This window comes from Dawidia soli, from assembly GCF_018598185.1.
GTDB lineage: Bacteria > Bacteroidota > Bacteroidia > Cytophagales > Cyclobacteriaceae > Ohtaekwangia > Ohtaekwangia soli.
In genome coordinates, this window is record NZ_JAHESC010000005.1 from 126,916 (window position 1) to 152,569 (window position 25,654).

General features: G+C 54.9%; 19 protein-coding genes. 9 read left to right on the forward strand and 10 right to left on the reverse strand.

All coding sequences use genetic code 11. From position 1 onward, the window contains the following. Nucleotides 1–78 precede the first annotated feature (78 nt). The 3 genes from KK078_RS05175 to KK078_RS05185 are packed head-to-tail and all read left to right on the forward strand — an operon-like array spanning nt 79 to nt 3,529. Complete coding sequence (locus tag KK078_RS05175) at nt 79–2,190, forward strand: M48 family metallopeptidase (protein ID WP_254089187.1); 2,112 nt, start codon at nt 79–81, stop codon at nt 2,188–2,190. Beyond that, nucleotides 2,187–2,924 carry a hypothetical protein gene (locus tag KK078_RS05180; protein ID WP_254089188.1) on the forward strand — a complete coding sequence of 246 codons (738 nt, stop codon included), beginning with the start codon at nt 2,187–2,189 and terminating at the stop codon, nt 2,922–2,924. Before KK078_RS05175 ends, KK078_RS05180 begins: the two co-directional genes overlap by 4 nt. Nucleotides 2,925–2,929: 5 nt before the next feature. After that, nucleotides 2,930–3,529, forward strand: a complete 600-nt coding sequence (locus KK078_RS05185; protein ID WP_254089189.1) for a hypothetical protein — start codon at nt 2,930–2,932, stop codon at nt 3,527–3,529. A gap of 36 nt (nt 3,530–3,565) precedes the next feature. Here KK078_RS05185 and KK078_RS05190 read toward each other — a convergent pair whose 3' ends face one another. The 10 genes from KK078_RS05190 to KK078_RS05235 form a co-directional block, all read right to left on the reverse strand. Beyond that, nucleotides 3,566–4,261, reverse strand: a complete 696-nt coding sequence (locus KK078_RS05190) for a LytR/AlgR family response regulator transcription factor (RefSeq protein ID WP_254089190.1) — start codon at nt 4,259–4,261, stop codon at nt 3,566–3,568. 6 nt (nt 4,262–4,267) lie between these two features. Continuing rightward, nucleotides 4,268–5,368 (reverse strand): sensor histidine kinase, encoded by a 1,101-nt coding sequence (locus tag KK078_RS05195; protein WP_254089191.1) that lies wholly within the window; start codon nt 5,366–5,368, stop codon nt 4,268–4,270. Between the two features lie 51 nt (nt 5,369–5,419). Next, a complete protein-coding gene (locus KK078_RS05200; RefSeq protein ID WP_254089192.1) occupies nt 5,420–5,818 on the reverse strand; it encodes a MarR family winged helix-turn-helix transcriptional regulator in 399 nt (132 codons plus the stop codon). Between the two features lie 199 nt (nt 5,819–6,017). Then, entirely contained in the window at nt 6,018–7,817 is a 1,800-nt protein-coding gene (locus KK078_RS05205; protein WP_254089193.1) for a RagB/SusD family nutrient uptake outer membrane protein, read from the reverse strand. Between the two features lie 26 nt (nt 7,818–7,843). Beyond that, complete coding sequence (locus tag KK078_RS05210; RefSeq protein ID WP_254089194.1) at nt 7,844–11,113, reverse strand: SusC/RagA family TonB-linked outer membrane protein; 3,270 nt, start codon at nt 11,111–11,113, stop codon at nt 7,844–7,846. Nucleotides 11,114–11,386: 273 nt separating this feature from the next. Further along, a complete protein-coding gene (locus KK078_RS05215) occupies nt 11,387–11,710 on the reverse strand; it encodes a DUF6958 family protein (protein WP_254089195.1) in 324 nt (107 codons plus the stop codon). 216 nt (nt 11,711–11,926) lie between these two features. Continuing rightward, nucleotides 11,927–12,106, reverse strand: a complete 180-nt coding sequence (locus tag KK078_RS05220; RefSeq protein ID WP_254089196.1) for a hypothetical protein — start codon at nt 12,104–12,106, stop codon at nt 11,927–11,929. A 7-nt stretch (nt 12,107–12,113) separates the two neighbouring features. Continuing rightward, entirely contained in the window at nt 12,114–13,274 is a 1,161-nt protein-coding gene (locus tag KK078_RS05225) for a PepSY-associated TM helix domain-containing protein (RefSeq protein ID WP_254089197.1), read from the reverse strand. Between the two features lie 76 nt (nt 13,275–13,350). Beyond that, complete coding sequence (locus tag KK078_RS05230) at nt 13,351–14,553, reverse strand: hypothetical protein (protein ID WP_254089198.1); 1,203 nt, start codon at nt 14,551–14,553, stop codon at nt 13,351–13,353. Nucleotides 14,554–14,578: 25 nt separating this feature from the next. Beyond that, entirely contained in the window at nt 14,579–16,942 is a 2,364-nt protein-coding gene (locus tag KK078_RS05235; RefSeq protein ID WP_254089199.1) for a TonB-dependent receptor, read from the reverse strand. Between the two features lie 162 nt (nt 16,943–17,104). On the opposite strand from KK078_RS05235, the gene KK078_RS05240 reads away from it, so the two are divergent. From KK078_RS05240 to KK078_RS05265, 6 genes are all read left to right on the forward strand, one after another. Continuing rightward, on the forward strand, nt 17,105–18,103 hold the full coding sequence (locus KK078_RS05240; RefSeq protein ID WP_254089200.1) for a helix-turn-helix domain-containing protein: 999 nt from the start codon (nt 17,105–17,107) through the stop codon (nt 18,101–18,103). A gap of 67 nt (nt 18,104–18,170) precedes the next feature. Further along, the gene (locus tag KK078_RS05245; RefSeq protein ID WP_254089201.1) at nt 18,171–19,067 is read left to right on the forward strand and encodes a VOC family protein; all 897 of its coding nucleotides are present in this window, start codon (nt 18,171–18,173) and stop codon (nt 19,065–19,067) included. A gap of 47 nt (nt 19,068–19,114) precedes the next feature. Continuing rightward, entirely contained in the window at nt 19,115–21,826 is a 2,712-nt protein-coding gene (gene ligD / locus KK078_RS05250) for a DNA ligase D (protein ID WP_254089202.1), read from the forward strand. A 202-nt stretch (nt 21,827–22,028) separates the two neighbouring features. Beyond that, complete coding sequence (locus KK078_RS05255; RefSeq protein ID WP_254089203.1) at nt 22,029–22,607, forward strand: ferritin-like domain-containing protein; 579 nt, start codon at nt 22,029–22,031, stop codon at nt 22,605–22,607. A 19-nt stretch (nt 22,608–22,626) separates the two neighbouring features. Beyond that, nucleotides 22,627–24,798 (forward strand): catalase, encoded by a 2,172-nt coding sequence (locus tag KK078_RS05260; protein ID WP_254089204.1) that lies wholly within the window; start codon nt 22,627–22,629, stop codon nt 24,796–24,798. A 32-nt stretch (nt 24,799–24,830) separates the two neighbouring features. Further along, nucleotides 24,831–25,646: an SDR family NAD(P)-dependent oxidoreductase gene (locus KK078_RS05265; protein WP_254089205.1), complete on the forward strand. Its 816-nt coding sequence runs from the start codon at nt 24,831–24,833 to the stop codon at nt 25,644–25,646. Nucleotides 25,647–25,654 lie beyond the last annotated feature (8 nt).

A 25,654-nucleotide genomic window follows, 5' to 3' on the forward strand; every position in this document is an offset into this window, starting at 1 on the left:
TAGACTGACGGAATTTCATACATCCTCTCGGGAATTCCCGGAATACTAAACAGATTTGCAGCCCCAATATCCTCTACCATGAGATGTATACTAACGGTTGCCCTTGTTGCACTATGTTGTACGCCGGCCTTCCTGCAAGACTTTAATCACTATAGAACGGTGCAGTCGCAAGGCCCGGTGCCGAAAGACTTCACAGACCGTTCGGCGGCCAAATATGCCCAGGAGCTTACCAACATGACGCACGACAAGGAGGAGACACGTCGTGAACGCAAGGGGCGGAAGAAATTTTATCTGGAAAGCACTTTCAACCTCGACGAATTTCTCGGCAGCGGAAACGTACTCTTTAACGATGAGATCTCCACGTATACCAACAGCGTTTTACAGGAGGTGTTAAAACCGTACCCCGCCCTGCAAAGCAAGCTGCGCGTATATACTGTCAAGTCGCCGGTCACGAACGCTTTCACGACCAACAATGGTATCGTCTTCGTCAACCTGGGCCTGCTGGCACGCCTGGAAAACGAAGCGCAGCTGGCGTTTGTCCTGGGCCACGAAGCGACCCACTACGAAAAGAAACATGTCATCAACAGCTATGTCAATAACGTCGTGATCGAAGAGTCGCGCGATTATCGCAAGTTGTCTTCGTCCGATAAGGCCTTTGCCAAGAGCTCGTATTCGCGCGAGCTGGAGACCGAAGCCGACCAGGGTGCCATCGACATTTATATCCGGTCGGCCTATAGCAAAGATTCCGTCGGCTCTATCTTCGACGTGCTGCGCAACGGCGATCACCCGATCTTCTGGACACGCTTTGACAAGCGCACCTTCGAGTCGGCCCGCTATATCTTCCCCGACACACTGGTGGCCAAGTCTGTCAAGAGCACCTATCCGCAGGAGGACAACGACGATGAGCTGAGCACGCACCCCGACGTGCGTAAACGCAAGCGCATTGTCGCCCGCAAGTTCCGCGACGGCGGCCCCGGCGACTTATACCGCGTTTCCAAAACAGGATTTGAAAAGGTGCGGAAGATGGCCCGCTTCGAGCTCTGCCGGCTGTACTTGCTCGAACACCTGTACTTTGATGCCCTGGCCCTGGCCATCAGCCTGCAGGAGCAAGACCCGACTTCGGTATACCTGAAGGAAACAGTAGCGAAGGCGTTATACGGCCTGGCCAAAGCCAAGCTGGCGGATGACGAATACCAGCGCCAGGAAAACTGGGCCAGCACCGAGGCCTACCTGGCCGAGTTCTTCAGCCGCCAGACCGCGTATGAGACCAGCGTTACCGCTATGCGCGAATTGAACAAATGCCTGGAAGCAGCGCCCGAAAATAAGGAGATCGCGCTGATGCTCAGTGATATTATCCGCTCGCTGGCCGCCGAGCAAGATGACCTGGAGGAAAGCTTTCTGCGCACGGCCACCGAAAAAGAGATCCCCGAGCTGGAGTATCCCTATACACAGTATGCGTTCCTGGATTTTAAAGACAACGACGAGTTCTTTGAACGGTTTGACAAGCAGATCGCCATCGTCCGCAAAGAGATTGCCGAAAGCAAAAAGATCACCCGGAAGAAAAAGAAGATAAAAGTTAAAGAGAAGCCGCTGGATGTAAACAAGATCGTGGTGGTAAACCCGATCTATAAGAAGATCGACACGCGAAAAAAACAACGGGTGCGTCACATCGAGGCCGAAGAGGTCATGCTGGACATCGATGAAAAGATCGGTGTGGCCGCCGGGCGACTCGACCTGAGCTCCGAGGTGATCAACCCCAACAACGTGACGTCGGGCAGCATCCGCACGATGCAGGCCAACAGCATCCTGAACGACTGGATCGATGAGCAGATGCGTTCCGAAAAACTGCAGGTGAGCCCGATCTATAATGAGATCACAGCATTGGCGGACTCCTATAAAACAGACCACTTTGTATGGATGGGTGGCATCAGTGTTACCCGCAAGCGCCGTGGTAAGGTGTGGCTGGTCATCGCCAGCGCGGCGGCTCCACCCGCGGCACCGTTGCTGATACCGCTGGTGTTTACGCCAAAGGGCCGCAGCATGTATTTCAGCCTGGTCTTTAATGTGCGCACACAGGCGTTGGAAGTTGTCGATGTACGCGCCATGTCGGTGCGTGACAATGCCAACATCCTCCAGTCCAATATCTACTACACACTCCTGAAACTTAAAAAAACCAAAGTAAAAGTATGAGGCTCGGTTGTCTGATCGTATTCATCCTGGGCGCGCTGAGCAGCCAGGCCCAGGTACCCGGCTTTGTGGGAAAACGTTTTTCAGTATTCCTCGACGCCAATCCGTCACCGGCCGTATTTGCGCAGTCGCCCGGCAATAAGCTGATGGTCGACCTCGATGCCGGCACCAACATGGCGACGACAAACCGGTTTGCCTTCAACACCCGTCCGCAGGTAACGGCCGAATACCAGCTCTTTAAGCGCCACGCCATCGGTGTTTCCTACAGCCGGGCCAGCTTTGGCACGACACGGGGCTACTACACGTCGCCACCGGTCGAAGGGCAGGAGTACAGCTATCAATACGATCCGGATGTGGTCAAAGGCGATGCGTTGGGCCTGCACCTGAAGTTTTATTACAGCACTACCGTGGCGCCCATCGGGTACTACCAAACATTGTCGGTGTATTACACACGCCTGAACACCTATGACACAAAAAGCTCCGGCGCCAAACAATTCCGCGACGACTTTAAATATCCCGTGGTGACGATGCAAATGGGCCGCCAGAGCATGCCGTTGAAGAACCTGCTGGTGCGCGCCGGGTTCGAGTTTGGCTGGGCCTTTGTACCCGGTAACTTTTTAACCGAAAGCGAGAGCGACTGGAACGCCGACGATTTCTCGGGCTATAAAGTGCACCAGAGCCTTATGGGATACTATTTGTTCAACCTTACCCTGGGCGTAGGTTACGTTCTGTTCTGATCAATATGCGTAAACGTTTATTCTATATTATTTTGGTGGCGCTGGCCGGCGCCTGTACCCCGGAGGAACAGGACAATCCGTGGATCGGACCTACCTGCTATGATGGCATTCGCAACCAGGATGAAGAAGAGATCGACTGTGGGGGCCGGTGCATGCAATGTGAAGTTTTTGTCCCGGTCGTATCGCCTTGCACCAGTGCGTTAAGTGACAATACGCTTAGAATTAATGATCGGAACGTGGTGGCGGCCATCAGCGATTATTCCTGCGATATCAGCACGGTAGGCTATACTATTGCCATCCTGATCGACGGCGTCGATAGCTTTGTTGTTCACCTGGGCGGATCGGGCAAACCTACCAAAAGCGGTACATACACGATCGTGTCGGATATCTATTCCGTTGGCACGACCGAAGCCGCGATCCACTATGAGGAAAGCGGTTATGATTATCCGTTTACCAACTATGGTGGTACAATATATGTGACGGTGACGAAAGATAAGAAGATCACCGCCGAGTTTTGCAGTGTAACCCTCAACAGCCGGGACTATTGGGGCTATGAAGTATATTACCGCATCGTCTCCGGACGCATCAGCGGGTGCCTGCAGTAAACCGGTTATACGTATCGGACCGTGGGCGAGTGGCTTCTATTGAAGCCGTTCGCCCACGACTGTTTTATAGAAGATCTCGCTATATGATTCGCCAATGGGGATATACCGGTTCTTGATATAGACCTTGGAGTTTCGGAACGAAATGATCTTGTCGATCGAGATCATAAACGATCGGTGGATCCTTTGAAAGTTATCGGGTAACAGATCTTCCATGGATTTGAACGTTGTCAACGTCAGAATGGGGTTAGGCTTGTCGGTGTGGATCTTGAGGTAATCTTTATACCCTTCGATGTAATAGATGGATTCCAGCGGAACCTTGACGATGTTGTGTTCGACCTTGACAAAGATGTAATCGTGTTGTTGTGCGATCTTGTTCTTCAGCACGTCGAGTGCCCGCTCGGCGCCCAGTAAAAAACGGTTGAACGGCACCGGCTTTAGCAAGTAGTCGATGGCGTTGACTTCAAATCCCTGAAACGCGAAATGCTCGTGGGCGCTGACAAAGATCACACGTGGTGGATGCGCCAGGCTTTTGAGAAACTCGATGCCGGAAAGGTCGGGCATGCTTACATCCAGGTAGATCAGGTCGATCTTGCCGGTGTTGAGCACGGTCATCGCGTCCATGGGCCGGAAGAACGATCCCTTTAATTGCAGGTAGGGTACTTTCTCAACGTAGCCGGTTAACAGGTCGATGGCAAGCGGTTCGTCATCGATAATAATACAGTTGATCTTCATGACAACTTATGTTGCAGTAGGGGTTAATAATTCGGTCCAGTCATCCTCTTCGGTAAGGTGTATCTGGAGCGTTATGTGAAAGCATTCGGCCGTCTCGCGGATCTCGAGCGAATACCGGTTGCCATAAATGAGGTCTAACCTCCGTCGGGTATTGGCCAGGCCGATACCACTATAGTGCGTATCAAATTGCCGCCGGTTTTCGGCGTACGGCAGCTTGCTGTTACTGACAGTGAAGAGCAGGGTGTCGCCCGCCAGTTGCAGGTCGATCAAAATGCTGCTGCGGTGATAGTAAGAGATCCCATGCTTGAACGCATTCTCCACAAACATCACCAGCAGCGACGGCTCTATGCGCGCCCGGCGCAGGTCGCCGGCATACGTAAAACGGATCTCGATATTGCCGGTGTCGGGTATGCGCAACCGCTGCAGCGAGATGTAGTCTTCGATGTGTGTGAGCTCCTTCAGCAGTTGCACCCGGTCGCGTTTGGTTTCGTACAATACATACCGCATAATGGATGAAAGCAGCAGGATCGCCCGGCCGGCCGATGGCGACTTCTTTTCGGTCAGCGAGAAGATGGTATTGAGGGCGTTGAATAAAAAATGTGGATTGACCTGGTTCTTGAGCAGCGTCAGCTCCGTACTGATCTTTTCTTTTTCGATCTGCTCTTCGCGCCGGCGTTGTACTTCCCACCGCAGGATCATTTCGAAGCTCGTACCCATGCCAAACAACAGGAGCAGCGGGAATACATGCATCGGCCAGGTATAATTGCCGTTGGGAATGATCGGCGACCCCGGCATCAGACCCATGGAATTGAAGCAATCTTTCAGGATGGTGTTGACGAACATACACACAATCAGCAACACGGCATATGTACCATACTTACGGTTGGTCAGGTAGAAGGGCACAAGCAGGTAGGTATTGACGAAATAAAAGGGGATGGTCAGCAAACCCAGGAGTAGCCAATACTGCCCCTGACTCACCAGCAGGAAATGCGAATCGTGCCGCATCAGGATGGGCCAGGGCATAATAAAGACCACGGCCATGGTGCCATGAAACAGGTGCCGGTATGTATTGGCATTTAACGCGAACCGTATTGGTCTCATCTTCATATTATTGCCCATCGATATAATTGACGACGTCAACTATACATCCAAAAAAAATCAATCTCTTCCGTTCCGTTGGATCTTGTGTAATACGCTTAGGAAAACGTCCAGTTCCTGATCGGTCACGCCCGCCAGGAGTTTGGTCAATACGTCGGCCTCCACGGCCAGGGCCTTGACCATAATCTCGGTACCCTTCTCGGTCAGGACAAGCGACTTCTTGCGGCGGTCCTGGGTATCGGCCTGGCGGACTACGAGCTTTTTACGCTCTAGCTCATCCGTTAGCCGGAGAATGCCCGACTTGTCCTTGTGTAAGATCGACGAGAGCTCTTGCTGGGTAGATTCCTTTGTCTGGTTGATGACGTGCATCAGGGAAAGTTGCTCCTGGGTCAGGTCTACTCCCCGGGCCGGTAGCGCGGTCGCGAAATGTTTGCCGACAAGTTTAAAAGTTTCTCCCATCAATAAGTCCCTCGATAATCGGTGCTCTGCTAAAACTTTGTTCATTATTGGGCTTTTTTCTTAAAAGACTCTGACATTTTACATGGACACCACTTTTACGATGTCTTAGTGGATAATTATCCGGTGAAACGTCAAAAAGCGGAAGCGGTCCCGCAAGCACTCTGCGCACGGAACCGCTACACTATCCTGTCTGTCAGTGTCAGTACAGGTCATTTTGGGTTAACGCCGACTCGCCATTCGAGGTGCTCAGGTCGATTTGACGTTGAGGAATGGGGAAGTGCTCATTCTTACCGGCGATGAACTTTCCTCCCTGGATGTCGGTCGTGATGGTGCTCTCATAGGTAAAGAACGCAGTCAATGCATCCTCGGCAATTTCCCAGCGCACCAGGTCGAAGAAACGGTGGCCTTCCATTGCCAGCTCCAGCTTGCGCTCGAAGTAAATGGCCTTCAGACTGAACTCCCGGCCACCGGCCGTAAAGGCGCCGGCAGGGTATTCTGCTATCTCGTAGGTCGCCGCCGGCGTTGTAGTATAACCGTCGAGTGGCTTGCTGGCGTCTATATACTCGTAGACGAAGTTTTGCGGATCGGCCGCGCGTGCACGTACCTGATTGACATATCCCTGTGCGATGTTATAGTTACCCAACTGCGCTTCCACTTCGGCAGCCATCAGCAATACGTCGGCAAAACGGATCACATTCAGGTTGATGGCCGTACCCGGTGCCCACACACTTTGATCGGAATACTGGTTCTGCGTGGCTTGCATGTAAATGTTCTTTTTCGGCGAGTACGGACCGGCATAGGTTTGGCCCGGGCTGCGGATCCAGTTAGCCCCCGGGTGGTGACCCCAGTCCAGGTAGGGGAGGCCGCGGCGACCAACCGTCCAGTCCAGGCGCGGATCGAGGTTGCCCGTGTCTTCGGTGAACGCCGTGTTGGATGCAACGCCCTGGTCGCTTTTCACCGGGTGGTTGTTGTACTCGTCCAGGTAGGGCAGGCCGTCGTCATCCGTGCGGTACGAGTTTACCAGGTCCTGTGTAGGTTGGAAGAAACCACAGCAGCGGAAGGGGCTGTCGCCATACGGGAAGTTGAGCATGTCGCCCTGGTTGGCGTTGGCAATGCTGCCCGAACCATCGTTGGCAACCATCTGGATGGCAAATACCGACTCGGAGTTGTTCTCCGTAGCGGCATCGAAGTTGTCGTGAAAATGTGCCACCAGCGCATACTTCAGACCGTTGCTGGTGACACCCTGTGACACAACCTGGTCGAAGAGCGCTTTGGCTTCCGGATACTTCTTTTGATAGAGGTACGTTTTGGCCAGGTACGTCATCGCCGCCCACTTGTTCACGCGGCCCACATCGGACTGCGTCGGGGGCAGGTTATCGACTGCGTACTGAAAATCATCTTCGATCTTGGGCCACACGTCTACCGTGTTCACAACCTTGCCCGCTTCCGCAGATGGAATGGTCTCGTCGATCCACGGAATGTTGCCAAAGATCTTCTTCAGTTCAAAGTAAAAGTGCGCCCGCAGGAAACGGGTCTCGGCAGCAACGACCTTTTTCTCGTCTTCGGTCATGTCGGTCGTTTCCGCCATAACCTTCAATACGGAGTTGGTACGATTGATCCCCTCATATACCGTGCGCCACTTACTGTTAAAGTAGGAGTTCGTCGGGTCGGCGGTAAACTTCGCAATGGCGTCCACGGCAGCCTGGTCGCTACCGTCGCTGCCTTTGTGCGCATCGCCGCCCGCGATGGAGCCGAATACCCAGTTGCTCGGAGAAGCCTCCCACGCATTGCTGCCCGACAGATTCTGCACCGAGTTGTTTACATACTGTTGCCCGTCCAGTGCCGCATAGGCCGCCAGCAGCAGTGCATTGACACCCGCCTTCGTCGCCAGCTGGTCTTCGCTCAGCGCACCTTGCGCCGGTATATCGAGCTCGTCCTTACAGCCGCCCAGCAAAAGCCCGGCTGCGACGAGGGAGAGAATAATTTTATGAAATCGCATAATCAAAGCGTTGTATTTTTAAACGATTAGAACGTGATGTTTACACCCACCAGGTATTGGCGCTGGTTGGGATAGACCCCTTCGTCGATGCCGAACGATGTGGTCGTAGAGAACGACTGGTTCAAGCTGCCGCCCGACTGGTTGTTGGTATTGGCCGTCACGCCGATCTCCGGATCCAGGCCCGAGTAACCGGTAATGGTAAAGAGATTGGCGGCTTGTACATAGATACGGGCCCGCTCGAGGTGGAGCTTGCTGAGCGTCGATGCCGGCAGTGTATACCCTATTTGTACATTCTTGGCACGCAGGTAGGACCCGTCTTCTACGAAGTATGAGTTCGGTACGCTGGCAGAGCTGAAAGAACCGACGTTCTCCTGGATCGGAGCCTTGGCATTTCTGTTGGTCTCGGTCCACGAGTCGTACAGTGCCGTCTGACTTTTCGCGCCCTGGAAGCTCGACTGGAAGTCGGTCCACCATTTCACGTTGTTCCAGATGTCATTGCCAAAGGTGCCGTACAGGAAGATACTGAAGTCCCACGCTTTATAGGTAGCCCCCAGGTTGATACCCAGGCTGAAGTCGGGGTTCGGGTTGCCCAGGAACGTGCGGTCGTCTTCGGTGATCTGGCCATCGCCGTTGATGTCCGCATAGCGGAAGCGGCCCACGGCCACGTCGGACTGATACACGGCGTTGGTGTTGCCGGTCGCTTCACGCGCTACGGCGTTGGCGTCGTTGATCTCGTTTTCGTCGTCCCAGAAGCCGGCGACCTGATAACCAAAGAACTGGCCGATGGAGTGGCCGATCGCGTTGCGCACGATGTTGCTGCCGCTAAATCGGCGACCTTCCTGGTCGAAGTAGTCGAAGCCGTCTGTCAGCGTCAGGATCTTGTTGCGATAGGAAGTAAAGGCCACCGACGCATTGAGCTTCAGATCGGGTGTCACGTCGAAGTTCGTCGCGATGTTCAGGTCGATACCCTGGTTGCGCATCTTGGCAACGTTCACAAAAGGTACGGTGCCCATACCCGCCGTACCGGCCAGCTCGGGGTTGTAGAGCAGGTCGCGGATCTCCTTGCGGAAGTAGTCGACCGTTACCTCCAGCTTGCCGTTCCACAGGTTCGCGTCGACGCCGATGTTGGAGTTGATGTTCTTCTCCCACTTGGCGTCGGGGTTGCCGATACGCGTACGCTGAATACCCTCCGACGTCGTGCTGTTGGAACCACCGATGGGATAGTAAGACGACGTACGGTTACCGGCATAGGTAGTATAGGCGTTGGCCGCGTCTACGTTCAGCTGATTCCCCATCACACCGTAACCGCCGCGGATCTTGAGATCGTCCAGCCACGTAATCGATTTCAGGAAGCTTTCTTCGGAAATACGCCAACCCGCGCTTACCGCCGGGAACCATCCGTATTGATAGGTCTTGAAGCGTGACGAACCGTCGCGACGGATCGTTGCACCCAGCAGGTACTTGTCGCTCAGGTTATAGTCCAGGCGACCGATGTACGAGAACAACGCGTCTTCAAAACGGGCGCTGGAGTTTGTCTGCGTGCCCGAACCCGTCGACAATGTCGTTACATCGGGGTTGAACGAAAAGTAGTTTTGTGTGGTCGCCTGGGCATAGGTACCCTGGTTCTTATAGAACTCGGTACCGGCCAGCAGCTTCACCGTGTGTTTGGTGTTGAACGTGTGCTCGTAGCTGACCGTGTTGGTCCAGGTATAGTTGTGACCTGAAAACGAGTTCTCCGTATACGAGTTTGTCGTCGTGTTCTCCTGGTTCTCATACTCCGGGAAGCTGAACGACCGGAAGTTACCGAAGTATAATTCGCCACCAAAGCTGGTGCGTACCGTTACGTCGCGCAAGATGTCGGCCTCGGCAAACATGTTACCAAACAGGCGGCGACTCAGGCCTTTGTTGTTCTTCGTACGCTCTTGTATCGCCACCGGGTTGTCGGCATTGCCCAGGCCCTGGCCGAAGCCGCCGGCGAAGTTGCCCATGATGTCGTACACCGGAATGATCGGCTGCTCGCGGAAGGCCATGCCGATGGCGCTGCCTTCTGTCAACGCGTTGACACGGGGGTTGTCGGTTACCGAGAACGCCAGGTTCTCGCCCACACGCACATGCTCGCTTACGTTATACTGGCTGTTGGACCGCACGGTATAACGCTTGAGGTACGTGTTCATGAGCGTGCCCTGCTGGTTGAAATAGTTTACCGAGAACAGGTAGCTGCCCTGGTTGCCGCCACCGCTCAGCGCCAGGTTGTGGCTGGTGATGGGGGCGGGCTCGAAGATCTCGTGGAACCAGTCGGTGCCGCCTTTGTTGGCGCGGTTGATCCGGTAGAAGCTGTTATACTCGCCCGAGCTGGTATAAAAAGGATTGACCCTGTAGCGTGACGGGTCGACTTCCGGGTCGCCTTCGCTATAGCCTTGTGGAGCGATATAGTCGGGTAGCACCGGCGTTTGACCGTCGCCGTACAGCGGGTCGTCGATCGGCGTGCCGGGCGAGGTGTTGCGTGCCGCCTGGAACTTGAGCTCGGCCATTTCCTGCGGGCTGAGCAGATCCCACACGTTGCCGCTCTTCGGCCGCTGCGTGCCGTAGTATGCATCGTATTGTACTTTCACACGGTCCTTGCCACGCTTGGTGGTGATGATGATCACACCGTTGGCCGCGCGGGAACCGTAAATGGAAGCCGAACCCGCGTCTTTCAACACCTGCATGCTCTCGACGTCGTTCGGGTTGATATCGTTGATATTCTGCGTAGGCACACCGTCTACCACGTAGAGCGGCGCGTTGTTGCCAAAGGTGTTCAAACCGCGGATGCGGATCTGCGGAGCCTCTCCCGGCTGGCCCGAGCCCAGCACGGTCACACCCGGAGCGCGGCCCTGCATCTGGCTGGTCAGCTGGGGCGACGGCTGCAGCGCCATCTCGTTCATGTTGATAACGGCCACAGCACCGGTCAGGTCCTTCTTCAACTGCGTGCCGTAACCTACCACCACTACTTCTGAAAGAGAGGTGATCTCGGGCACCAATGAAATGTCGACGGTCGTGCGGGCACCCACCGGCACTTCTTGTACCGTGTAGCCGATAAAGGAGACCACCAGCACGTCGCTGTCGGTCACCGCCAACTGAAAGTTGCCTTGCTCGTCAGTGGCCGTGCCGTTGGAAGTCCCTTTTACCAGAATGTTCACCCCCGGTAGGGGCGAGTTGTCGTCAGAGGAGGTCACCTTACCGGTAACCTGCCTACCCTGTGACCACCCCACGACGGAGAGGCAGGATAAAAACCATAACAGGTATATCTTTTTCATACGCAGAAAATTTTCAGGCTAAGAAGGACCTTTGCCTACGAATTCATTTAAAGAATAGACTAACCCCCGGGTTATTGTCGACTAACAGGGCATCTCAACCGTCAGCGCAAACATTTCCGGAAACGTTGTAACATTTCCCCAAAACGGACTGATTGGTCGTGTGGATAAATCTAACGGAATGAATAGGTGTTGATAATCAAGGGTATATAAAAAAGTAATGCACCGCAGACGGTGCATGTGAATGTTTAAAAAATGGAAAAACCTTCTTGAGATTTACTTGAGACGCCAGACACCAAACTTCCGGGTCTTTTTTCGCTTGCGCAGGCGGATCACCTGGCTGCGGTCCTGATCGATGCGCACTTCAATGTGCTCGCGCAGGACCATATCGTTCTTGATCTGTACAATGAGCCACGGTATGTCGGCGTGAAAGGTGTCGCCCAGCTGTGATTCGCCCACCTCGATCAGCCGGCTCAGCGATACTTCCTGTTCCCATGACAGGACCGAGAGGATCATGGCGTGAATCGCATCGTATTTTCCCTTCTCGATCTTTAGTTTCTTGCCGCGTTTCGACAACGTATAGATTTCAACCATCTCCATAGCTTCCCAGGTTAAGACCCTTCAGGGCACACATACACCGTCCGTACCACGAAAAATTTTAAGGAAAGATGTGGTACACGAGAGGTGAAAAGAAATGATTTAATCCTGCCGCCACACTGATTATAGACAAAATCAATAATTCAATGGACGGAACGCCCAATTGCCTCGATCAACATAACATCGTATGGATCGGCAGCGTGTGGATGGGAGGATTTCCTATTTCTTAGCCTGCGGCTTCAGGGCGTACCACAGTCCCGCCACAAGCGGCATGCTCAACGTTAACCAGGAGGCAACATGCCAGAAACCCGTTCCGAGCAGTGCCGCCAGCAAACCGAACAATGTCAATGCTCCCAACAGCAAGGGAGTCTTCCAGATGTGTAAAAAAGTAGAACGCATAGTGAGATCAGGATACAGAGGTTACTTCTTCTGCTACGACTTCGCGTCGCGTAAGCTGTTCGCCCTGCGCCTTGCGTCGCGCAAACCACAGGTATAGACCACTGCCCAGCACCACGAGCGTGATGATGTCAAACACCGCCCAGAGGATCTTGAGCGGCAGGCCTCCATAGTCGCCGAAGTGCAACGGCTGCGATACAAACAGGGTGTTGACATACCAGGGCATCGTGCGCATGTCGGTAAGTTCACCCGTCTGTGCGTCGATCAGCGCCGGCTTGATCATGCGCGAGGTCCACGGCGTCGTGCCACGCATAAACACCGCGTAGTGATGCTGGCTGGTGAACATCGTGCCCGGGAAGGCAACGATCCGAACGTCCATGTCGGGGGCCGCGCGGCGTGATGCCGCGATCGCATCGTCAAACGAGCTGAGCGGACCTGCGATGGGCGGTGCCTCCTTATACGGCGCGGTCATTTCGGCCAGCTGGCCCATTTGCCACAGCGCTAAGACTGTTTCCGAAAGCGTATTGATCACACCGGTAACGCCTACCACCAACGCCCACACCACAGTGACAACGCCCAGCAGGCTGTGCAGGTCGAGCCACTTCAGGCGACGCGACTTCTCCGTGCGCACCATGCCGAAATCATACTTGCGCATAATGGGACCGTATAGCATCAGCCCCGAAACGATCGAGAATACAAACAGCAAGCCCATCAGGCCCAGGAACAGCTTACCGCCGATGCCGGCAAACATATCGACATGAAGCTTGTAGACAATGTACATAAAGCCTTCGTCAAATCGGGGCTGGTCCAGTACCTCACCCGTCCGCTCGTCGAGCGCCACGAAGTACGCTACATCGGGCGGCGCGTCAATGGAATCGGCCAGGCTCATCGTGACCACGTTGGGATGGTCTTCGCTCCAGAATACATACCGGATAACGTCGTGGGGACGCTGCGCCTGTCCGGCCGCGAGCACCTTGTCAAGATCCATCCGGGGCGTGTCGGCCGGCATCACCGGTGCTTCCGGCTCCTTGCCCATCAGGTGGTCGATCTCTTCGTGAAAGATCAACGGCAGCCCCGTGAGGCAAAGCATAAACAGAAAGAGCGTACAGATCAGGCTCGTCCACTTGTGGATCGAAAACCAGATACGGACCGCGGTGTTAGATAGGCGCATAGGATATAGAATAGGAAAGAAAAACAGGCGAAGCCCCGGAGCAGTATGTCCGGGACCCCGCCCTAACAAACCAGGACTAATTATTCTGCAGCTTCACAAAACCCCAGGTAAAACCATCGTGGTCTACGTTGAAGGCTTGCGTGGCGCTCGTGCCATTGTTGTCCAGTACATAGTAGCCGTCAACGCCTTCATCGGGGTTGTGTACCCAGAAATAGATGCGGCCGTCTATTTCCGTGATCCCTTGCTCGTTCGCCCATACATAGTGGTGCTGCGGTATGCCGGTGATCTTCGTTGCCTCGCCCGTGGCAATGTCGATGGCGTAGTAGTCGAAGATAATGGCTTCGAAGTTGCTGAAGTCGTTGTTCAGTGATGAGGAAGGCAACTCGATATACAGCTTGCCGTCGCGCACCAGGCCAATAGCGATCGAAGAATTTACATCGTAATCCGTTACACGTATGATCCAGTCTTCGTCCACCTCGGTAGCACCCTTTTTGATACGGATCACAGCAGACTTTGAAAAGTCGCCGCCCAGACCGGGGCTATAAATATACAGCGCACCGTCGTCGCCCAGGGTCCACATCTTGTTGGCGGAAGAGCCCCAGCCGACGGCGTTCACACCGTCGTAAGTAATGACTTTGTCAAGCTTGTTGTCGGCCATGTTAATCACCGCCAGCTCGATGTGATCGATCTGGTCATCGCCGTAGCCCTGACCCTGCGTGGTACCGTAGGTGATGCTGGCATAGAGCTTTCCCTCTTTGGCCGCCAGGATGTGTTTGCCGATCACCTGGTATGCCGCCACCTCTTCTTTGCGCAGGTCGGCGAAGTCGATCTCGCCGGTGCGCTGCATGGTGGTGGGGTTAAAGAGCTGCAGCTTCATGGTGCCGCGGATCTCGTCCTGGTAATACCCGTGCGTGTCGTCCACGATCAGGAATTGCGTAGCGTCGGCAATAAAGCCGTCCTCCTGAATGCTGCCGTCGGCCGTCACCGTGTATCGCTGCAGGCCGGTAGTGCCGGTCGGGCTCGTACGGCTGAAGAGCCAGTTCTTATAGGCGCGGAAGCCGAATGCGTCGGTCACGCTCTTGGACTGAGACGATACGCTCGCCACCGTGCCCGTAGGTTGATCTTTAAAATTGGTGATATAGCCGGCGCCGAACTTTTCAATCGCCGTCAGGATCACGTACTGCCCGCCGGCATCCGATGAATCGTCGTCGCTACACGCAGTAAACAACAAGGTAACCGCCAGGAAGCATGCGCTTAGCTTGAAGAGAGATTTAGTCATAGAACAGTAGAATTTAATAGTTAGCTTATAAAAATATATAGGTCAATTTCAGGTTCAGACTGCGGCCGGCGTTCTGGATCCGGAAGTTGTCGTAGATATCGGCATCCAGGAGATTGCGCGCTTGCGCGCTTACCGAGAATTTTTTCACCGGGAAGTAGGTGAGACCCACCGTGTGCACACTTTGGTTGGGAATGATGTTGTCGGTAGCGAACTTGGCTTTGCCCCACAGTCCCAGTAGTCCGCCCGGCTCGCGATCCCTGGGCACATAGTCCAGGTAATACTCCCGCACAAAGCTGTAATACCAAAATGCCTGGAGCTTGTCCCCCGGTCGGAACACGTTGGTGTGCGCGGTGGTCAGCCCCAGGTTGGCAAAGAAGAATGGCGTATTGCGCAGGCGCGCATCTTCCGTCAGCTTGTTATGGGTATCAAACATGCGGAAATCCTGATAGGTAAAGTTTCCATTGACCTTAAGCCATGACAGGACCGATACGGTCGCGTCGGCTTCGAAGCCCAGGCCGCGTACGTCGTTTACGTTCTCGTACCGGTTCAACAGCAGGTTGTAAGGCACGTTCAGGATCAGGTCGTGGGTAATGCGATAGAAAGAGTTGAGCTCAAGCGTATAGCGATGACGTTTTTCCAGCCGGTAGCCCAGGTTGAAATTGGTGCTGCGCTCAGGCCGCAAAGCAAAATTGGAAACACGCAGGTTACCGTCGCCAAAAAGCTCGCCTTGCTCGGGCAGACGTGTCGACACCTCGGCCGAGAACCGTATGAACGAGTTGCCACGAAAGGTATACCGAATGGCCTCGGCAGCGCCCCAGCGCTCGCGTGTTAGTGAACGATTGATCTCGTCGCCCTCATAGTCGGCGTCCAGGGCACGCGTTTCATAGCGGTAGAATTTACCCGATAGCTCGTGGGTGATGCGCCCGTCGAGAAAGCGCGATTCCCATCCGGCGGCAGCCACCAGCTTATCGTAGTCTGCCGGCACCGAGAGAATATCACGACCGGATGCGGCAAAGGTCAGCCCCAGCGGGTCTCTGCCGATGCGTCCCAGGGTCATATATACTACGTTCAACTCCAGGCGGTGCCGGTCGTTTACCCGATACGCCAGGTTTGTACGCGACGTAAAGTAGGAGAACTCGGTGTCGGCCCGTGTACCTTGTGGCGTCATCTCGCCACGGCGTGCGGGATTCGGTTTAAACACGCCATGCCAGGTATACGTTCCGCGTACGGTGTCCACTTGCTCGGTATAGATCGTGTTGCTGACCAGGAACTGGTCCAGCTGAAGTCGTTTGTTCAGAAAGCTCTTCTTGTAGCGCAGCGTCGGGATCACCGAATATTGCCGGCTGGTTGCGGCGCCAAAGGCCTGGTCCATCGTGGCACCATATTGATTGTCGCGGTGGAGCCAGAACCCCGTAATGCTGAGCCGTAGCTCGTCCGCCCACCGGGTACCGGTCACGCCGCCGTATACCTCGCCGTAGTAATGCTTGAAGGTGTTGTGAAACAGCTTGACCTCTTCTTTGCGCTGGGTAGAGGTCTCTTCGTCTGTTACATCGACGGTGACGTCGTAGTTGTTGTCGGAGTAGTTCACGAACAGGTCGGCGCCGGCAAAGAACTTACGGATAGTGTCCTGGTAATACAGGTTGACCGAGGCCCGGTGTGTATTGAAGGAACCGATCTCATACGACGCTTCGGCATGCTTGGCGTAAGAGCGTTTGGTGATCATGTTCACGGCGCCGCCCAGCGCATCGGCACCCAGCCGCACCGGTAGCACGCCTTTGTAAATCTCGAGGCGCTCCAGCATGTTCACCGGCACCAGGGCGAAGTTGTAGCCTGCGCCCAGGTAGTCCATGGGAATGTCGTCGCGAAAGTATTTGATGGCCTGGCCCTGGAAGCCGTTCAGCATCAGGTTGGCATATGAGCCTAGCCCCCCCGTTTGCCGCACGCGAATGCCGGCGGTGCGGTTCATCAGGTCTGACAGGGTTGCTGGTTGCATGGCAAAGGCACGGGTGCTGATGATCTCAGCCTTGATGGGCTGCTCCCGGGCCAGCTGCGTGTCGGTCTTGCCGACAATCTCCACTTCCGACAACTCGCGGGTGCTTTCCTGCAACACAAAATGGGCGTGTGTCGTCTGGTGGCTGACCGTAACGGTTTGTACCGCGTCCTCATGACCCACGTACCGCACCGTCACGGTGTATGATCCCGCCGGCACCTCCGTCAGCTGAAAAGCACCCCGCGCATCTGTCAGCGTAAACTGGTTTAACGCGGCAATTCCCACCGTGGCACCTACCAGGGCCTCGCCGTTTGAATTTTTGACAAAGCCCTTTATACTAGCAGGAGAGGATGGCTGAGCAGGTGACTCGGTCAACGACAGGGAAAGGGAAACGCTCAAAATGAGCAGAAAAGGGCACTTGCGGGCGGGCATTTTACGGCAAGGGGTGAATTAATTACCTTTGTTTAGACTTATTAAAAATAGGGGACCCAAAAGTGGGCTGATTTAAGAGGGGTTGGATAACGCGAAAAGCAGAATGAATACCGCAAAACACATTATCTGATGAAGCTCCGGTTCTCGTCTGACGACATCCAGGAGCTGAACTTCGTGCGCGAGTATGAAGAGGGCTTTGGGGTGGACACCAGCATCGGCATAAAGGAGGTCAGGTCGTCCTTTTCGTACAAAGGCATCGAATCAAACTCTCACCGCATCTATTTGCCCGGGGTGATCGTCTCTCTGTTCGACGGGGTACGCTCCACAGGCTACGAATATGGCCTGGAAAGTGACTTTCCCTATATGCAGATGCACTTCGAGATCACAACCGGCGGCTGCGAGTATTTTCCCAACGCCGGGGCCGAACCCGAAACGCTCATCTATACCGGCCAGCATTCTTTATTATTCTACCCCGCGCTCAAGGGCCAGCTGAAATACCTGCCCATGGCCAATGCCTTCAGCGTCGAGATCGAGCTGACCATCGATTTCCTGCGCCGCATTTTCAACAACGACCTGGGCGTACTCCGCACCTTTGGCGAGAGCATAGAAAAGCTACAGCCGTCAATCATGGGCAACCGCAGCTATCCCATTACGCCGCGCATAAAAGAGGTGATCTTCGAGATCCGCCGTTGTCCCTATACAGGGTCGCTCAAAAAGATTTTTGTCGAAGCCAAGGTTATCGAGCTGCTTACCCTGCAGATCGATCAGATCAACACCCGCCAGGACAATCCCACGAGCTCGTTTAAACGCGAAGACATCGACAAGCTGCACGAGGTACGCGACCGCATTCTGCAAAACCTGGTGACACCCTATTCCATCGAGCAACTGGCGCGCATGGCCGGGCTCAACCGGACCAAGCTGCAGGAGGGATTTAAGGAAGTATTTGGAAGTACGGTGTTTGCGTATATCACGCAGGCGAGGATGGAGCAGGCCAAGGAGTTGATCATGGATGGCAAGTATGCTTCTATCGCAGAAGTCGCTTCGTTGATCGGATATAAGAACCCGCAGCATTTCACCGCGGCGTTTAAGCGCACGTTCGGGTATCTGCCGAAGGATCTGAAGTATTAAAATCGGGCCTGCACCTTCACTACGCGTTATATTAGCTTTTCCAGTGTATAGCTTTTAACTTGGCGGCATGCTCCGTCGCATTGTATACCTTGTATTGTGTTGTCTGTCGCTTGTGACACTGGCGCAGCCTCCGAAAAATACCATTACGGCGGTGGCGATCAACCACGTGCCCATTGCGGTGACGGATCTGGCCGCGGTAAAAAAGGTTTTTTCCTCGTTAGGATTTACGATCAAAGAGGGACGCGCACACGTCGGGACCACCAACTGCTTTGTAAAATTCTCCGACGGCACGTACCTGGAGTTTGTACAGCCGCTGGACTCTACCCAGGAGATCGGCCGCTTTTACCACGACTTTCTCAAAACGCGCCCCGGAGGTTCGGAACTGGTCATCGAAGTAGAATCGGCCGACAGTGTAGCACACTACCTGCAACGCAAGCAGATCCTCTTTGCGCGGGATCATAACCGCGTCTGGAAAAACGTTACCCCCACACAGCCCGGTGCCGGCGTCTTTTATACGGAATACGCCGACAAGAATTGGCGCGACAAACCCGAATACACCACGCACGTCAACAATGCCACCGGCCTCGGCCCGGTCTATTACCTGGCGGCCGACCAGGACGATGCCACCCGCCATTTTGAAAAGCTCGGCTTTACCGACGCCGGCCCGACAACGTCGCTGCAGGCACCGGTGCGGGCCATGACCATCGGCCGCAGCCGGCTCATGATCCTGGACGCCGCCGAGCCGGGGCGCATGGCCGACTTCTTTGCCAGCCGTGGTCACACCGGCATTTGTGGCCTCTCCATTACCGTATCGTCGTTGGATGTACTGGAAAAACGACTGCGTACGCTCTCCAAACGCGGCATGCTCACGCTGCGCAAAGACGATAAGCTTTACGCGCTGCTTCAGCCATATGCCCTCTTCCTGGAATTTTCCACCCCGGGAACGCCACAAACACACCGGTAGGCCGGCAGTAGTGTAGCGCCGGGCATGGAATTTTCCCCACTCGCCGCATGACCCTCACACGCTACAAACAAAAGAGAACTTTCAGCGCCACGCCCGAGCCGGCCGGAGGCAAGGCAACGGGTACACGACTGCGGTTCGTGGTGCAAAAGCACCAGGCCTCCCACCTGCACTACGACTTCCGCCTGGAAATGGACGGCGTATTGAAAAGCTGGGCCGTGCCGAAGGGACCCAGCATGGATACAGCCGTCAAGCGGCTGGCCATGATGGTAGAAGATCACCCTTACGACTATCGCACCTTTGAAGGCACCATCCCCGAAGGCAACTACGGCGCGGGTACGGTCATCGTATGGGATGAAGGCTACTATAAACCTGCCGAAGGTACCTTCAAAACAAAAGCGGAGGCCGACAAAGCGCTTCGCCACCAGCTCTACGGTGGCAAGCTGAAATTCGTACTGCAAGGCAAAAAGCTGAAAGGAGAATTTGCGCTGGTCAAGGCCAAGGGGCGTGGAGAGAACGCATGGCTGCTCATGAAGCTCGCAGACGACCATGCAACACACGAAGATATACTCTGGCACGATAAGTCCGTGGCCTCCGGCAAAACGGTGGAGGAGATAGCAGCCGGAAAGTCCGCAAAAAGCAGACCTGTAAAAAAGAAAGTCTCTGCTCCCGGCAAGAAGACCCTCGAAAAGGTAGCCCGTGCTACGCACCCTGAAAAAGTAAAACGCCCGACACGTCGCGCCGATAAAAAAAAAGTCCGGCCCGTTGACGGCCTGATCAGGAGCGCGCCGAAACAAGCCTTTGATGCACGGCTAAAACCCATGCTGGCCACACTGGTCGATAAACCGTTCGACGAGCCCGGTTGGCTGTATGAGATCAAGTGGGATGGCTACCGTGCCCTGGCCTGCATGAACAAAGGCGAGGTCATGCTCAAATCCCGCAATGACAAATCCTTTAACGACAAATTCTATCCCGTATACCGGGCGTTGCTGGACTGGAACATCAACGCCATTGTCGATGGCGAGATCATTGTATTGAAAGAAAGCGGCATTTCTGATTTTGGCGCGTTACAGAACTGGCGGAGCGAAGCAGACGGCGATCTTATGTATTATGTATTCGATATACTCTGGCTGGACGGCCACAACCTGTGCGGGCTGCCGTTGTCGGCGCGACGGCAGATCTTACAAAACATCGTGCCCGCAGCGGGCATGATCCGCCTTAGCGATGCGTTTGACGTAACCGGTACCGAATTTTTTCAGGCGGCACAGTCCATGAGCCTGGAGGGAATCATCGCCAAAAAAGCCGAGGCGGAATATATACCCGGCGAACGCACCCTGCAGTGGCTCAAGATCAAAGCCAACAAACGCCAGGAGATGGTCATCGGGGGCTTTACTAAAAACGAAGGCTCCAGCAAACCGTTTTCATCCTTACTGGTGGGCGTCTTCGAGGGTAAGGAATTGGTCTATACCGGCAAGGTGGGCACAGGGTTTAATCAAAAGCTGCAACGGGAAATGGTAGCGCAGTTCAAGCCCCTGATCATCGACCGCGCACCGTTTGCCGAAGAGCCGGACTATAACAAGCCCTCGCGGTTTAACCCACGCCCCGCAAAAGCCACAGCCACCTGGCTCAAGCCCATACTGGTATGTGAAGTGAGCTTTGCCGAGATGACCAGCGACGGCGTCATGCGCCATCCTTCGTTTGAAGGCATGCGCACGGATAAAAAAGCAGGAGAGGTGGTACGCGAAAAACCGAAGCCCGTGCAGAACGCCGTCAGACAAGCGGATCAGGAAGAGAAAAAGAGCATTGTCAGGCCCACGGCAAAACGTGCCCGCAACACTTTATTGAACCCTACGGACGAGACACAGGTCCGCGAGATCGCCGGCCACACACTGAAGTTCACCAACCTCAGCAAAGTCTATTGGCCGGACGACGGTGTGACGAAACGCGACATGCTCAACTACTACTACCAGGTAGCGCCATACCTATTGCCGTATCTCAAAGACCGGCCCCAGTCGCTTAACCGGTTCCCCAACGGCATCCGCGGCAAAAGCTTTTATCAAAAGGACGTAACCGGCAAAGTGCCCGACTGGGTGGCGACATATCAGTATCACAGCAGCGACGAGCTGGACGTGGATAAACACTTTCTGGTGCCCAAAAGCGAAGCCGATATATTGCTCATGGCTTCCCTGGGTTGCATCGAGCTGAACCCGTGGAGCAGCCGCATCGACAAACCCAATCATCCGGATTGGTGTATCATCGACCTCGACCCGGGGCCGACCAACACCTTTAAGCAAGTTATCGAGGCTGCGCTCGTAACCCGGCAGGTACTCGACAGCGTAGGCATACCGTCGTACTGCAAAACGAGCGGCTCGACCGGTTTGCACATTTATATCCCACTCGGCGCGAAGTACACGTATGAACAATCCAAGGAGTTTGCCCGTGTGATCGTGACGCACGTGCACCACGAGATCCCGCGATACACCAGCATCGAGCGTCTGGTAGGAAACCGCGGCGGCAAGATGTACCTCGACTTTTTACAGAATCGCCCCAAGGCTACGCTCGCCGCGCCCTATTCCCTGCGTCCCAAGCCGGGTGCGACCGTGTCCACACCGCTGCTGTGGGAGGAAGTTACGCCGAAACTGAAAATGAAAGATTTCACCATCCACAATGTGGTGCAGCGTCTGCGCGAGGTGGGCGATCTTTTTAATCCCGTATTAGGCAAAGGCATTCAATTGAGCGCGGTGAAGAAGATGAATGAATGACCGCGCCCGCCGCGTGGGGCGAATACTGCCCATCTATACTATACTTTTGATCCGGGAATCCCCGCAGTGCTGGGGAAGCACGGAAGATGAGTGAGTAATACCCGCCCCCGGTGCTCCGCTTGTGACCCAGCGCTTCCGTCTTTTCGATAGGCATTATTTTTTTGCCGTTCTACAAAATTTCAACCCAACAAACATTAACACTATGGCAAAGACAGCGAAGAAAGCAGCGGGCAGATCATCCCGCGCCAAAGCATCTGCAATACCTTCCGATCCGAAACCTGCACTGCTCGAACTTTTCAAAGACCAGATCAAAGACATTTACTGGGCCGAAAAGCACCTGACCAAAGCCCTGCCGAAGATGAGAAAGGCGGCCACATCGCCCGAGCTGCAGGAAGCCTTTGAAACCCACCTCGAGCAGACCCAGGAGCACGTAGCGCGCATCGAGCAAGTGTTTGAGCTGCTGGAAGCCAAAGCACAAGCGAAGAAATGTGATGCCATGGAAGGGCTGGTGCAGGAAAGCGAGAGCATCATCGAAGAGACCGAGAAAGGCACCGCTACCCGTGACGTTGGGCTTATCATCGCCGCACAGAAAGTAGAGCACTACGAGATCGCCGCCTATGGCAGCCTCGCCCAACTGGCCCGCACACTCGGCCTCGAAGAAATCGCCGACATTCTGGGCGAAACGCTGGAAGAGGAGAAAGAGACCGATGAGCTGTTAACCGGCATTGCCGAGAACGACATCAATTACGAAGCGGCCGAAGAAGAAGAGGAAGAAGCCTAGGCCTATGTGTGCAAAGAACATGGACAAGATCCCTTTGCCGAATGAGAACGACAAAGTGAAAGACCTCGCGCCCGACACCGAAGTAAGCACCGGTGAATTCATGACCACCAACCAGGGGGTAAGAATAAACGACGACCAGAATTCGCTCAAAGCCGGCGACCGGGGGCCTACGCTGCTGGAAGACTTCATCATGCGTGAAAAGATCACGCATTTCGACCACGAGCGTATCCCAGAACGTATAGTACACGCCCGGGGCTCTGCCGCACACGGCGTCTTTAAAGTATATAAATCGCTGGCGCCGTACACCCGCGCGGGGTTCCTGCAGGACCCCGGCAAAGAGACGCCGGTATTTGTCCGGTTCTCGACCGTGGCAGGCTCCCGGGGCTCGACCGACCTGGCGCGCGATGTGCGGGGTTTTGCCGTAAAGTTCTATACCGAGGAGGGCAACTTCGACCTGGTAGGAAACAACATGCCCGTCTTCTTTATACAAGACGCCATGAAGTTCCCCGACCTGATCCATGCCGTCAAGCCGGAACCCGACAACGAGATCCCGCAAGCCGCCTCGGCGCACGACACGTTCTGGGATTTTATCTCCCTGATGCCGGAGTCTGCGCACATGGTCATGTGGGCGATGAGCGACCGGGCCATTCCCCGCAGCTACCGCATGATGGAAGGCTTTGGCGTACATACTTTCCGCCTGGTCAACGACAGGAACGAGACGCACTTTGTCAAATTCCATTGGAAGCCGTTGTTAGGTGTACACTCCGTGGCATGGGATGAAGCGCAAAACATCTCGGGGAAAGATCCTGACTTTCACCGGCGAGACTTGTGGGATGCGATTGCCAGCGGAAACTTTCCCGAGTGGGAGCTCGGTCTGCAGATCGTACCCGAAGCCGACGAACATACATTCGACTTCGACTTACTCGACCCCACCAAGATCATCCCCGAAGAGCTGGTACCCGTACAACGGGTTGGCAAGCTGACGCTGAACCGTAACCCCGACAACTTCTTTGCCGAGACCGAGCAAGTGGCCTTTCACATCGGTCACATCGTGCCCGGCATCGACTTTACCAACGACCCGCTGTTACAAGGCCGGCTGTTCTCCTATACCGACACACAACTAATACGCCTCGGCGGCCCCAATTTTCACGAATTACCCATCAACCGTACCATTGCCCCGCTGCACAACAATCAACGCGATGGGTACGGGCGGCACATGATCAATCGCGGCAAGTCGAGCTATAGCCCCAATACCCTGGGGGGAGGCTGTCCCTTCCAGGCGAAGTTCGCCGAAGGCGGATTTACATCGCACACGGAACGCATCGAAGCAAATAAAGTACGCGAGCGTAGTCCCAGCTTCCGCGATCACTTCAGTCAGGCCCGCCTGTTTTTCCACAGTCAGTCCGAACCGGAAAAGAACCACATCGTCGATGCCTTGCGCTTCGAGCTCGGCAAGGTCAAGACCGTCGCGATACGCGAGCGTATGCTCGTGATCCTGGCCAATATCGACATGGGCCTTGCCACGGAAGTAGCGTTTGGGTTGGGACTCTCCATTCCCAAAGAGCTGCCCGGTACGATCAACCAAAGTATACCGGCAGACGCCGACCCGAAAGCCTACGAGTCGGTCAACGTAGAAGGTAAGCTGGCGCGCTCCGAGGCGCTCAGCATGGCCAACACCGTCAAAGACAGCATCCGCACACGCAAGGTAGCTTTCCTGGCGGCGGACGGATTTGACGATGCGGCCGTCTCGATCGTGCGGGCGGCGTTGGAAAACGAAGGTGCCGTGGTCGAGATCATCGCCCCCAAACAAGGGTTTATTCAAAGTGAAGATGAAAAACAGCTCGAAGTACACCATAGCTTCCTCACCGGAGCATCGGTGTTATACGACGCTGTATATGTACCCGGTGGTGTAAACAGCGTGGCTACCCTGGCGGCAGAAGCCAACGCCGTGCACTTTCTCAACGAAGCCTTTAAACATTGCAAACCCATCGCGGCCGACGAAGCCGCCCGGCAGGTGCTCGAAGCGACCTACTTCCACAAGAAGTTACCGCCCGATGCCAACGAAGATACCGTGCTGCGCGAAGGTGTGGTGATCGAGCAGGACCTGAAGGCACTGTCCGACAAATTTATACTCGCCATGAAACAACACCGCTTCTGGGAACGCGAAAAGCCCAGACGGGTGCCGGCGTAAACAATCGATGGAAATAAAAAAACTTGTAAACTATGAAAGCGAACAATCAATATGCCGTCGTTACGGGCGGCACCAGCGGCGTCGGCTACGAGCTTGCCCGGCTGCTGGCAAAAGATGGGTATAACCTGATCCTGGCCGCACGCCACGAGCAGGACCTGGTGCGCGTAAGCAACGAGCTTAAGAACGAGTTCGGTGTAGAGGTGACATACATTTCGAAAGACCTCTTTGTGCCCGATCACGCGTTTGATCTGTACAACGACATCAAAACGAAGAACCTGCAGATCGAAATCCTCATTAACGACGCCGGCCAGGGGCAATACGGCGAGTTCCTCGACACAGACCTGCGGCGTGAGCTGGATATCATCAACCTGAACATCTCCAGCCTGGTGATCCTTACGAAGCTCTTCCTGCGCGACATGGTGGCGCAGGGACACGGCCGCATCATGAACCTTTCGTCGATCGCCAGCAAGATGCCCGGCCCCTGGCAGTCGGTATACCACGGCACCAAGGCCTTTGTGCAGTCGTTTACAGAAGCCGTGCGCAGCGAAGTAAAAGACAAAGGCGTCACCGTCACGGCCCTGCTACCCGGTGCCACCGACACCGACTTCTTCAACAAGGCCGACATGAACAGTTCGAAGATCGTACAGGAAGGCGACCTCGACCTGGCGGCCGATGCCGCGAAGGATGGCTACGAGGCCATGATGAAGGGCGATGACATGGTGGTATCCGGCATGAAGAACAAAATGCAGGTAGCCATGAGCAACGTCACGCCCGACGGCGCGCTGGCCGACAAAATGAAAAAGCAGCAAGGTCCCGCACGGGAGAAAAAGGAAAGACAGATCCATTAATCCCGCAG

Excerpts from the sequence above, each read along its gene's own strand:
- KK078_RS05205 (WP_254089193.1), bottom strand. The coding sequence starts at position 7,817 with ATGCGATTTCATAAAATTATTCTCTCCCTCGTCGCAGCCGGGCTTTTG.
- KK078_RS05230 (WP_254089198.1), bottom strand. The coding sequence starts at position 14,553 with ATGACTAAATCTCTCTTCAAGCTAAGCGCATGCTTCCTGGCGGTTACC.
- KK078_RS05185 (WP_254089189.1), top strand. The coding sequence starts at position 2,930 with ATGCGTAAACGTTTATTCTATATTATTTTGGTGGCGCTGGCCGGCGCC.
- KK078_RS05180 (WP_254089188.1), top strand. The coding sequence starts at position 2,187 with ATGAGGCTCGGTTGTCTGATCGTATTCATCCTGGGCGCGCTGAGCAGC.
- ligD (WP_254089202.1), top strand. The coding sequence starts at position 19,115 with ATGACCCTCACACGCTACAAACAAAAGAGAACTTTCAGCGCCACGCCC.
- KK078_RS05215 (WP_254089195.1), bottom strand. The coding sequence starts at position 11,710 with ATGGAGATGGTTGAAATCTATACGTTGTCGAAACGCGGCAAGAAACTA.
- KK078_RS05245 (WP_254089201.1), top strand. The coding sequence starts at position 18,171 with ATGCTCCGTCGCATTGTATACCTTGTATTGTGTTGTCTGTCGCTTGTG.
- KK078_RS05195 (WP_254089191.1), bottom strand. The coding sequence starts at position 5,368 with ATGAAGATGAGACCAATACGGTTCGCGTTAAATGCCAATACATACCGG.
- KK078_RS05240 (WP_254089200.1), top strand. The coding sequence starts at position 17,105 with ATGAAGCTCCGGTTCTCGTCTGACGACATCCAGGAGCTGAACTTCGTG.
- KK078_RS05260 (WP_254089204.1), top strand. The coding sequence starts at position 22,627 with ATGGACAAGATCCCTTTGCCGAATGAGAACGACAAAGTGAAAGACCTC.
- KK078_RS05190 (WP_254089190.1), bottom strand. The coding sequence starts at position 4,261 with ATGAAGATCAACTGTATTATTATCGATGACGAACCGCTTGCCATCGAC.
- KK078_RS05175 (WP_254089187.1), top strand. The coding sequence starts at position 79 with ATGAGATGTATACTAACGGTTGCCCTTGTTGCACTATGTTGTACGCCG.
- KK078_RS05265 (WP_254089205.1), top strand. The coding sequence starts at position 24,831 with ATGAAAGCGAACAATCAATATGCCGTCGTTACGGGCGGCACCAGCGGC.
- KK078_RS05200 (WP_254089192.1), bottom strand. The coding sequence starts at position 5,818 with ATGGGAGAAACTTTTAAACTTGTCGGCAAACATTTCGCGACCGCGCTA.
- KK078_RS05220 (WP_254089196.1), bottom strand. The coding sequence starts at position 12,106 with ATGCGTTCTACTTTTTTACACATCTGGAAGACTCCCTTGCTGTTGGGA.
- KK078_RS05210 (WP_254089194.1), bottom strand. The coding sequence starts at position 11,113 with ATGAAAAAGATATACCTGTTATGGTTTTTATCCTGCCTCTCCGTCGTG.
- KK078_RS05225 (WP_254089197.1), bottom strand. The coding sequence starts at position 13,274 with ATGCGCCTATCTAACACCGCGGTCCGTATCTGGTTTTCGATCCACAAG.
- KK078_RS05255 (WP_254089203.1), top strand. The coding sequence starts at position 22,029 with ATGGCAAAGACAGCGAAGAAAGCAGCGGGCAGATCATCCCGCGCCAAA.